The 9,485-nt window shown below is 65.9% G+C and carries 8 protein-coding genes; 4 read left to right on the top strand and 4 right to left on the bottom strand.

Annotation, left to right across the window (positions count from 1 at the left end; genetic code table 11):
- The 3 genes from VEI45_RS17955 to VEI45_RS17945 form a co-directional block, all read right to left on the bottom strand.
- The coding region (locus tag VEI45_RS17955) for a NifU family protein (protein WP_324855616.1) at positions 1–390 on the bottom strand (390 nt) is incomplete at its 3' end.
- The gene (gene feoB / locus VEI45_RS17950) at positions 387–2,300 is read right to left on the bottom strand and encodes a ferrous iron transporter B (protein ID WP_324855614.1); all 1,914 of its coding nucleotides are present in this window, start codon (positions 2,298–2,300) and stop codon (positions 387–389) included. The genes VEI45_RS17955 and feoB, both read right to left, overlap by 4 nt.
- A complete protein-coding gene (locus tag VEI45_RS17945) occupies positions 2,297–2,581 on the bottom strand; it encodes a FeoA family protein (protein ID WP_324855612.1) in 285 nt (94 codons plus the stop codon). The genes feoB and VEI45_RS17945 overlap by 4 nt, the downstream gene beginning before the upstream one ends.
- 176 nt (positions 2,582–2,757) lie before the next feature.
- Between VEI45_RS17945 and mutA the strand changes: the two genes are divergently transcribed.
- From mutA to VEI45_RS17925, 4 genes are all read left to right on the top strand, one after another.
- Positions 2,758–4,653, top strand: coding sequence for a methylmalonyl-CoA mutase small subunit (gene mutA / locus VEI45_RS17940; protein WP_324855610.1), 1,896 nt, complete (start codon positions 2,758–2,760; stop codon positions 4,651–4,653).
- A 5-nt stretch (positions 4,654–4,658) separates the two neighbouring features.
- Positions 4,659–6,908 (top strand): methylmalonyl-CoA mutase, encoded by a 2,250-nt coding sequence (gene scpA, locus VEI45_RS17935; protein ID WP_324855608.1) that lies wholly within the window; start codon positions 4,659–4,661, stop codon positions 6,906–6,908.
- Positions 6,909–6,912: 4 nt separating this feature from the next.
- A complete protein-coding gene (gene meaB, locus VEI45_RS17930; RefSeq protein ID WP_324855606.1) occupies positions 6,913–7,908 on the top strand; it encodes a methylmalonyl Co-A mutase-associated GTPase MeaB in 996 nt (331 codons plus the stop codon).
- Positions 7,909–7,998: 90 nt separating this feature from the next.
- The gene (locus VEI45_RS17925; protein ID WP_324855604.1) at positions 7,999–9,267 is read left to right on the top strand and encodes a serine hydrolase domain-containing protein; all 1,269 of its coding nucleotides are present in this window, start codon (positions 7,999–8,001) and stop codon (positions 9,265–9,267) included.
- Between the two features lie 8 nt (positions 9,268–9,275).
- Here the strand turns inward: VEI45_RS17925 and VEI45_RS17920 are convergent, their stop codons facing one another.
- Positions 9,276–9,485, bottom strand: a complete 210-nt coding sequence (locus VEI45_RS17920; protein ID WP_324855602.1) for a dodecin — start codon at positions 9,483–9,485, stop codon at positions 9,276–9,278.

Here is a 9,485-nt window from a genome sequence, read left to right as displayed (position 1 = left end):
CACCGAAACCAATTCGATCGACCCGCCGTGCGAATCGGCCAGTGCGCCGATCGGACCGGCGAGCAGCTCCGCGGCGATCGCCGCCAGCTGGTCGGTGTGGTCTGAGGCGTCGGTTTGCCAGCCGGCCGGGTCCAGCAGCGCGTCGCTGAGTGCCACGCGGACGTCATCGCCCAGCTCCCGCCAACGGTTGCCGGCGCGCAGCCTGATCAGTACTTCGCCGTTGCCTAAGGCGGTGCGGATCACCATCTCGTCGATCACTCCGCCGTCCAGCAAGGCGCCGAGACGGCCGGGGGCGCGGCGGACGCTGCCGGTGGGCGGCAACCGGTCGGCGGCGACCACCCAGCGCAGCTGTTGCGGGTCGGCGGTGGCGATGGCGTGAATCGGGATCATGCGCCCAGGCCTACCGCAATCGACCGGGCGGCAAACGCCATTACCCATGCGAGGGCAAACATGTAGGAGAAAGCGAAGGCCGGCCATCGCCACGAGTTGGTCTCGCGGCGCATCACGGCGACGGTCGACATGCACTGCAGCGCGAACATGAAATACGTCATCAGCGCGATGACGGTGGGCGCGGTGAACACTCGGTGGCCGTGATCGTCGGTCATCGTGGCGAGCGCCTGGCGTGGGTTGGCAGGGTCCGTCGCCGCCGACACCTGGCCCAGGGTGGAGACGAACACTTCGCGCGCCGAAAGCGAACCGACCAGGGCGACATCGGTGCGCCAGTCGAAGCCCAGCGGTGTGAACACCGGCGCGATAGCCCTGCCGACGTCGGCGGCGTAGCTGTGATTCATGACATAGGTGCCTGCGTTCGTCGGGGTCATCCCCCGTGTTTCCGCCTCACGGATCGGCAGGTTAAGTAGCGCCCACAAGACCAAAGAAGTGCCCAGGATGATGGTTCCCGCCTTGCGCAAGAACACCCTGGCCGCACTCCACATCGCTGCCAGCAGCACGGTCGGGGACGGGAACCGGTAGGGCGGAAGCTCCATGGTGAACGGCAGCAGGTCGCCGCGCAGGATCGTCGACTTGACCACCGACGCGGCGATCAGCGAGGAAGTGCCGCCGCCCAGGTACAGCAGGAACATCGTGACACCCTGTGCGCTCAGCCCCCACCAATGCGTTTGCGGTGCCACCAGCAGACCGACCAACAACGTGTACACCGGCAGCCGGGCCGAGCAGGTCATCAACGGCGCAGTGACGGTGGTGGCGATCCGATCGCGCGACGACGGTAGTGTCCGGGTGGCCATGATGCCCGGGATCGCGCAGGCGAACGACGAGAGCATCGCGACGAAGGCGCGGCCCTCCAGTCCGGTCTTGGCCATCACCCGATCCATCAAAAACGCTGCCCGCGACATGTAGCCGACGTTCTCCAGCAGCGCGATCAGCAAGAACAGCAACACGATCTGCGGGATGAACTGCAGCACCGTGCCGACCCCGCCGATAATCCCCTCGCTGAGCAAACCGCGGACGACGGGAATACCGATGTGCTCGGCGACCTGCCCGCCCAGCCAGGTCAGCCCTCGGCTGATCCCGTCTCGCAGCGGCGCGGCAACGGTGAACAGGACCTGGAAGAAGCCGAACATCACCGCGAAGAACGTGACGGTGCCCCACAGCGGGTGCAGCAGCACCCGGTCGATGCGGCTGGTGCGGCGATCCGGTTGCGGCGCAACGTAGTCGGCGGCATCGAGCACCGACCGTCCCCACGCGTCGATGGCGTCTTGGTCGGATGGCGGAAGCACCGGTGGGCGTTGCCACCGGTCGAACGACGCCAGCTGTGCCCGCACGGCGTCGATGCCCGACCCGCGGTGCGCGACGACCGCGGTTACCGGGATGGCCAGCGCCGTCGACAACGCCTCGACGTCGATCCTGCCGCCGCGCGACGTCAATTCGTCGCCCATGGTCAGCGCGAGTAAGCACGGCACGTCGAGCCGTAATACCTGTCCCACCAACATGATCGACCGCCGCAGTGTGGTGACGTCGGCGACCAAAACCACCGCATCGGGCCGGTCGATGTCGGGATATTCGCCCGCCAACAGGTCGGTGACCACCTGCTCGTCCGGGCTGATCGGGTCGAGGCTGTAGGTGCCGGGCAGATCTTCCACGGCGATCGTCGCACCGTCGACTTTGGTGGTGCCGACGCTGCGCCCGACGGTGACGCCTGGATAGTTGCCGGTCTTGGCGCGCAACCCGGTCAGGTGATTGAAGACACTGGTCTTGCCGGCATTCGGGCTGCCGACCAGCGCCACCCGCCGGACGCCGGCGACGGTGACAGGCGCGGCCGCGACCTCATGGCAGGCGGTCATCGGTCCGGTTCGGGAACGACTTCGATCAGCTGCGCCTCGCGACGGCGCAGGCACAGTTCGGTGTCCTGGACCCGGTAAATGGTCGGATCTCCCAGCGGCGCGCGACGGATCACGTCGACTTGGGCCGTCGCCCGAAAGCCCAGTTGCACCAGCCGGCTTGCTACCACGGAGTTCGCCTGCGGCACGGTGCCCAGTACCGTTGCCCGCCGGCCCGGGGGCAGTTGGGCAAGCACGATCACCGATCCGGATTGATCGGGTGCGCGCTGCGGCCGAGTGAGCATTATCGACCTAACATTAGCCTTTCTTACTTAGTAAGGTACACCTAACTTTTGCAGGCCGTCGGGGTTTCCGAGGTGGCGCCGGTCGCCGTCGGGGCGTTCACGACGATCATTTAGCCTGGTGGTCGGGTGGCAGGCCAGCGTTGGGCCCGCCACATGCTGCGACGTAGGAGCCGCCGGTGTCAGTCGATGTGTCCGCTGGGCCCGCCGATCCCGCGCAGGGTCGCGCGCAATGGCGCACGGCGGTGGCCGGGGTGCTGGCCAAGAGCGCGCGGCGGGAGGCCAAGGACCTCGAGGCCCTGGGGTCAGAACCGGAGCGGTTGCTCGACAGCCCGACCTATGAGGGCTTCGCGATCCGGGCGCTTTACACCGCTCTCGACGAGCTGCCGGAACCGGCGTTGCCGGGCGAGTGGCCGTACCTGCGCGGTGGCGACGCGCTGCGCGACGTCAAGTCCGGATGGAAGGTCGCCGAGGCATTCCCGGCCGACCGGGTAGCTGGGGTTGCCGCCGAAGACGTCAACGCCGCGGTGCTAGCCGGGCTGGCCGAGGGGGTCAGCGCGCTGGTGATCCGGGTGGGGGAGTCTGGTGTGGCGTCCGGGCAGCTGGAGAAGGTGCTCGACGGCGTGTATCTGAGCATGGCACCGGTAATTCTCGATGCCGGCGTCGACTACCGGGCGGCCTGCGACGCCCTGCAGGAGTTGGTGGCCGAGGTCAAATCCGACCAGCGCGCGACGCTGTCGATCGACCTGGGGGCTGACCCGCTGACCGCGTCGCTCAGTCAGCGTCCAGCCCCGCCGATCCAGGAAGTCATCGGCGTCGCCAAGCAGGTGGCCGGCCGCCATGGCGTGCGGGCGATCACCGTCGACGGGCCCGCCTTCCACAATCTGGGCGCCAACGCGACCTGGGAACTCGCCGGCAGCGTCGCAGCCGCGGTGGCCTACCTACGGATGCTCACCGAGTCCGGCCTGCCGGTCGCCGAGGCACTGGCTCAGATCAGTTTCCGACTGGCCGCCGACGACGATCAGTTCATGACGATCGCCAAAATGCGGGCCTTTCGCGAACTGTGGGCGAGGGTCGCCGAAGTCGTCGGTGAGCCGGAAAGTGGCGCGGCGGTCGTGCATGCTGAGACGTCGCTGTCGATGATGACTCAGCGCGACCCCTGGGTGAACATGCTGCGAACCACGTTGGCCGCGTTCGCCGCCGGCGCCGGCGGCGCCGACACCGTGCTAGTGTTCCCGTTCGATGTGGCGATTCCGGGTGGCTTCCCGGGCATGGCGAGCAGTTTTGCGCGCCGGATGGCTCGCAACACTCAGCTGCTGCTACTCGAAGAGTCACACGTCGGCCGGATTCTGGATCCCGCGGGTGGATCGTGGTTCGTCGAGGATCTGACCGAACAGCTGGCCCAGCAGGCCTGGCGGCATTTCCAGTCCATCGAGACGCATGGTGGATTCGTCGACGCGCGTGACTACATTGCCGGCCAGATCGGCGAAATTGCGGCACAGCGCACCAACGATATCGCCCACCGTCGGACTGCCATCACCGGCGTCAATGAATATCCGAACCTGGCTGAACCGGCTCTGCCGCAGAATGATTCGCCTCATTTGCAGCTCCCGGCGGGCAAGCTAGCGCGCTATGCCGCCGGGTTCGAAGCGCTGCGGGACCGTTCCGATGCCTACCTGGCCCGCACCGGTTCACGCCCGCATGCGCTGCTGTTGCCGCTGGGTCCGCTGGCCGAGCACAACATCCGGACCACGTTCGCGGCGAACCTGCTGGCTTCCGGCGGCATCGAGGCGGTCAACCCGGGAACAGTCGACGCCGACGGTGTTGCCAAGGCGGTCGCCGATGCCGGCTCGCCGACCGTGGCGGTGATCTGCGGCACCGACGGCCGCTACGCCACCGAGGCGGCAGCGATCGTCGAGGCAGCACGCCGTGAGGGGGTCTCGCACGTCTGCCTGGCCGGTCCGCAAAAAGCATTATCGGAGACCGATCCCAAACAACAGCCCGACGAGTTTCTGACCATGAAAATCAACGCGGTCGAAGCTCTTTCGAGCCTGCTAGGCCGGTTGGGGGCATAGCGAAGATGACGACCACCGCGCCCGTTGTGGGCAACTTCTCGGATATCCCATTGCACGGTGAACGCACTGGGCGGCCGCCGACCGAGGCCGCAGTGGAGAAACACGTTGCCGCGGCCGCGGCCGCGCATTGGTACACCCCTGAGCAGCTGGTGTGGCACACGCCGGAAGACATTAACGTCAAGTCGGTGTACATCGCCGCCGACCGCGCCGCCGTCGAGGCCGAGGGGTACCCGCTGAACAGCTTTCCCGGCGAGCCGCCCTTTGTGCGCGGCCCATACCCGACGATGTATGTCAACCAGCCCTGGACGATTCGGCAGTACGCCGGGTTCTCCACCGCGGCGGATTCCAATGCGTTTTACCGGCGTAACCTGGCCGCCGGCCAGAAGGGTCTATCAGTGGCTTTTGACCTGGCCACTCACCGCGGTTACGACTCAGACCATCCGCGTGTTCAAGGCGACGTCGGAATGGCAGGTGTGGCAATCGATTCCATCCTCGACATGCGTCAGCTGTTCGATGGCATCGATTTGTCGACGGTGTCGGTGTCGATGACCATGAACGGTGCCGTGCTGCCGATCCTGGCGCTCTACGTAGTTGCCGCCGAGGAGCAGGGGGTGCCGCCGGAGAAGCTGGCCGGCACCATCCAGAACGACATCCTCAAAGAGTTCATGGTGCGCAACACCTACATCTATCCGCCGAAGCCGTCGATGCGCATCATCTCAGACATCTTCGCCTACACCAGCGCCAAGATGCCGAAATTCAACTCCATCTCCATTTCCGGCTACCACATCCAAGAGGCCGGTGCCACAGCCGATCTGGAGCTCGCCTACACCCTGGCCGACGGCGTCGACTACATCAAGGCCGGTCTGGACGCGGAGTTGGACATCGACCAATTCGCGCCCCGGCTGTCCTTCTTCTGGGGCATCGGGATGAACTTCTTCATGGAAGTGGCCAAACTGCGGGCAGGTCGGCTGCTGTGGAGCGAGCTGGTCGCTCAGTTCAACCCAAAGAACCCCAAATCGCTTTCGCTGCGTACACATTCGCAGACCTCCGGTTGGTCGCTGACGGCCCAGGATGCCTTCAACAACGTGGCGCGCACCTGCATTGAGGCGATGGCTGCAACCCAGGGCCACACCCAGTCGCTGCACACCAACGCGCTCGATGAGGCGCTGGCGCTGCCGACCGACTTCTCCGCCCGCATCGCCCGCAACACCCAGCTGGTGCTGCAGCAAGAGTCCGGTACCACCAGGCCGATCGACCCCTGGGCCGGCTCCTATTTCGTGGAGTGGCTGACGTATCAACTGGCGCAGCGGGCACGTGCCCACATCGCCGAGGTTGCCGAGCACGGCGGTATGGCGCAGGCCATCAGCGACGGTATTCCCAAGCTGCGCATCGAGGAAGCCGCCGCGCGCACCCAGGCCCGCATCGATTCCGGAATCCAACCGGTGGTCGGGGTGAACAAGTACCAGGTCGAAGAGGATCAAGAGGTCGAGGTACTCAAGGTCGAGAACAGCCGGGTGCGGGCCGAGCAGCTGGCCAAACTGAAAGAGCTGCGGGCAAGCCGGGATCAGGTCGCCGTCGACGCCGCCCTGGCCGAGCTGTCTCGTGCCGCCGCGGCACATGGCCGTGCAGGTGACGATGGGCTGGGCAACAACTTGCTGGCGCTCGCTATCGATGCGGCCCGGACCAAGGCCACCGTCGGTGAGATCTCCGATGCACTGGAGAAGGTGTATGGGCGTCATCAGGCGGAGATCCGTACTATCGCCGGGGTTTACCGCGACGAAGCTGGAAAGGCCGGCAACATGGTTTCCGCCACCGAACTCGTCGAGAAGTTCGCCGAGGCCGACGGTCGCCGCCCCAGGATTCTGGTGGCCAAGATGGGCCAGGACGGCCACGACCGTGGTCAGAAGGTGATTGCAACGGCGTTCGCGGACATCGGGTTTGACGTCGACGTCGGGGCGCTGTTCTCCACACCCGACGAGGTGGCACGCCAGGCCGCCGACAACGACGTGCACGTGGTCGGGGTGTCGTCGCTGGCGGCGGGCCACCTGACCCTGGTGCCTGCGCTGCGGGACGCGCTGGCCGCGGTGGGCCGGCCCGACATCATGATCGTGGTCGGCGGGGTCATCCCGCCGGGCGACTTCGACGAGCTGTATGCCGCCGGAGCCACCGCGATCTTCCCGCCCGGCACGGTCATCGCCGACGCGGCAATCGATCTGCTGAACAAGCTGGCCGAGCGCCGCGGGTACACCCTTTAGCCAGATGGCAACCGACAACGGCGACGGCGTCGATAAAGTCGCGGCGGCTGTCCGCAGTGGTGACCGGGCTGCCTTGGCGCGGGCCATCACATTGGTGGAATCCACCCGCCCTGACCATCGCGAGCAGGCGCAGCAGTTGTTGCTGGCGCTGATGGCAGACGCCGGAACTGGCCACCATATCGGCATTACCGGGGTTCCCGGGGTGGGCAAGTCGACTGCCATCGAGGCGCTCGGCATGTACTTGATCCGGCGGGGGCATCGGGTGGCGGTGCTGGCCGTTGACCCGTCGTCGACCCGCACTGGTGGATCGATCCTGGGCGACAAGACCCGGATGTCGCAGCTGGCAACGCATCCGGAAGCCTATATCCGCCCGTCGCCGACATCGGGCACCCTTGGCGGGGTGGCCAAGGCCACCCGGGAAACCATCGTGCTGGTGGAGGCGGCCGGGTTCGACGTGATCCTGGTGGAGACCGTCGGTGTCGGCCAGTCCGAGGTGGCGGTGGCCAATATGGTCGACACCTTCGTCTTCCTGACCCTGGCGCGCACCGGTGATCAGCTGCAGGGCATCAAGAAAGGCGTGCTGGAGCTCGCCGACATCGTCGTGGTGAACAAAGCCGACGGCGAGCACTTGCGCGAGGCGCGCAAGGCCGCACGCGAACTTGCCGGAGTGATCCGGTTGATCTATCCGCGCCAAACTCTTTGGCGTCCACCGGTTCTGACTATGAGCGCGTTGGAGGGCATCGGGCTGGGGGAGTTGTGGGAAACCGTCGAGCGCCATCGGCAGGTGCTTTCCGAGGCGGGGGAATTCGAGGCACGGCGGCGAGCCCAACAGGTCGACTGGACCTGGCAGATGGTCCGGGACACGGTGTTGGACCGGGTGCTGTCCAATCCTGCGGTGCGCAAGATCCGCGCCGAGGTGGAACGTCAAGTACTGGCCGGGGAATTGACCCCAGCCATGGCGGCTCAGCAAATACTTAGGATTGCATCAGAAGAACCCTAGGCTTATATTAGGGAATACTTAAGGTCACATAAGGCTAACAAGAGGATAACTCAGACTTTGTTTGCCGACGGGAACGGTAAATTCGACGGTATGACCCTCGAAGTGGTGGGCAATCGCCGGTCAGTGCTGCCGCGCGGTGTCCACGGCGCGGCCGATCCACACTTTGCCTGCGCGGTACGCAGCTTCGCCAGCATGTTCCCGGGCCGCCGATTCGGCGGCGGCGCGCTGGCCGTCTATCTCGACGGTGAACCCGTCGTCGACGTGTGGACCGGGTGGGCGGACCGGCGCGGAGAAGTGCCGTGGTCGGCGGACACCGGCTCGATGGTGTTCTCGGCGACCAAGGGGATGGCCTCCACTGTCATCCATCGACTCGTCGACCGCGGTCTGATCGACTACGACGCGCCGGTTGCCGAGTACTGGCCGGAGTTCGGCGCCAATGGCAAACAAAACATCACCGTGCGCCAGGTGATGCGGCACCGGGCCGGGTTATCGTCACTGCGCGGCGCCAGCAAGAAAGACTTGTTGGATCACCAATTGATGGAACGGCGGCTGGCGGCCGCGCCGCCGGGCTACTCGTTGGGCAGACCTGCCTACCATGCGCTGACCTACGGCTGGCTGTTGTCGGGGCTGGCCCGGGCGGTCACCGGCAAGGGTATGCGGGGCCTGATCCGTCAGGAGCTGGCCGAGCCGCTGCACACCGACGGGTTGCATCTGGGTCGGCCGCCGGTCGATGCGCCGACACGGGCCGCGCAGATCATCATGCCGCAGAGTGCAATTCCCAATCCTGTCTTCAACTGGGTCGCGCCCAAGATTGCCGAGTTGCAGGCGTCCGCCGGATTCGGCGCGATGTACTTCCCTGGCATGAAGGCGGTTGTCCAAGGAGATATTCCGTTGCTGGACGCGGAGATCCCCTCGGCGAATGGCGTGGTGACGGCCCGAGGGCTGGCCCGGATGTACGGTGCCATCGCCAATGGTGGCGAGATCGAAGGCATCCGGTTCCTGTCACCCGAGTTGGTAAGAGGTCTGACCGGTCGGCCAAGCCTGCGATTGGACCGTAACCTTGTGGTCCCGTTGTCATTCCACCTCGGCTATCACAGCATTTTCGTGCCGGGCGTGATGCCCGGATTCGGCCATGCCGGGCTGGGCGGTTCGCTCGGTTGGGCTGATCCGGCTAGCGGGTTGGCATTTGCGTTCGTCCACAACCGCCTGCTGTCGCCGTTAGTGCTACTCGACCACACCGGGTTCGTCGCCGTGCACGCCATGATGCGCCGAGGTGCCGCCGAGGCACGCAAACACGGGTTCGAGAGGGTGGCCGACTTCGGCTCACCTTTCCCCGAGCCGGGAGCCGTTGCCGGCTAACGGTTTTACTAGGCTCCCTCGAGCCGGAAGCCGACTTTCAAGATCATCTGAAAGTGTGCGACGGCTCCGTTCTCCAGGTGGCCGCGGACCGCTTGCACCTCGAACCAGTCCAGTCCGCGTGTCGTCTTGGCCGCTCGAGACAGGCCGTTGCGGATCGCGGCGTCGGTGCCCTCCGGTGAGGTACCGACGATCTCGATCACCCGGTAGGTGTGTGTGAT

It is taken from the genome of Mycobacterium sp., assembly GCF_035623875.1.
Classification (GTDB): Bacteria; Actinomycetota; Actinomycetes; order Mycobacteriales; family Mycobacteriaceae; genus Mycobacterium.
This window is presented reverse-complemented; position numbering and strand designations above follow the sequence as displayed.

Excerpts from the sequence above, each read along its gene's own strand:
- VEI45_RS17945 (WP_324855612.1), bottom strand. The coding sequence starts at position 2,581 with ATGCTCACTCGGCCGCAGCGCGCACCCGATCAATCCGGATCGGTGATC.
- scpA (WP_324855608.1), top strand. The coding sequence starts at position 4,659 with ATGACGACCACCGCGCCCGTTGTGGGCAACTTCTCGGATATCCCATTG.
- VEI45_RS17925 (WP_324855604.1), top strand. The coding sequence starts at position 7,999 with ATGACCCTCGAAGTGGTGGGCAATCGCCGGTCAGTGCTGCCGCGCGGT.
- feoB (WP_324855614.1), bottom strand. The coding sequence starts at position 2,300 with ATGACCGCCTGCCATGAGGTCGCGGCCGCGCCTGTCACCGTCGCCGGC.
- meaB (WP_324855606.1), top strand. The coding sequence starts at position 6,913 with ATGGCAACCGACAACGGCGACGGCGTCGATAAAGTCGCGGCGGCTGTC.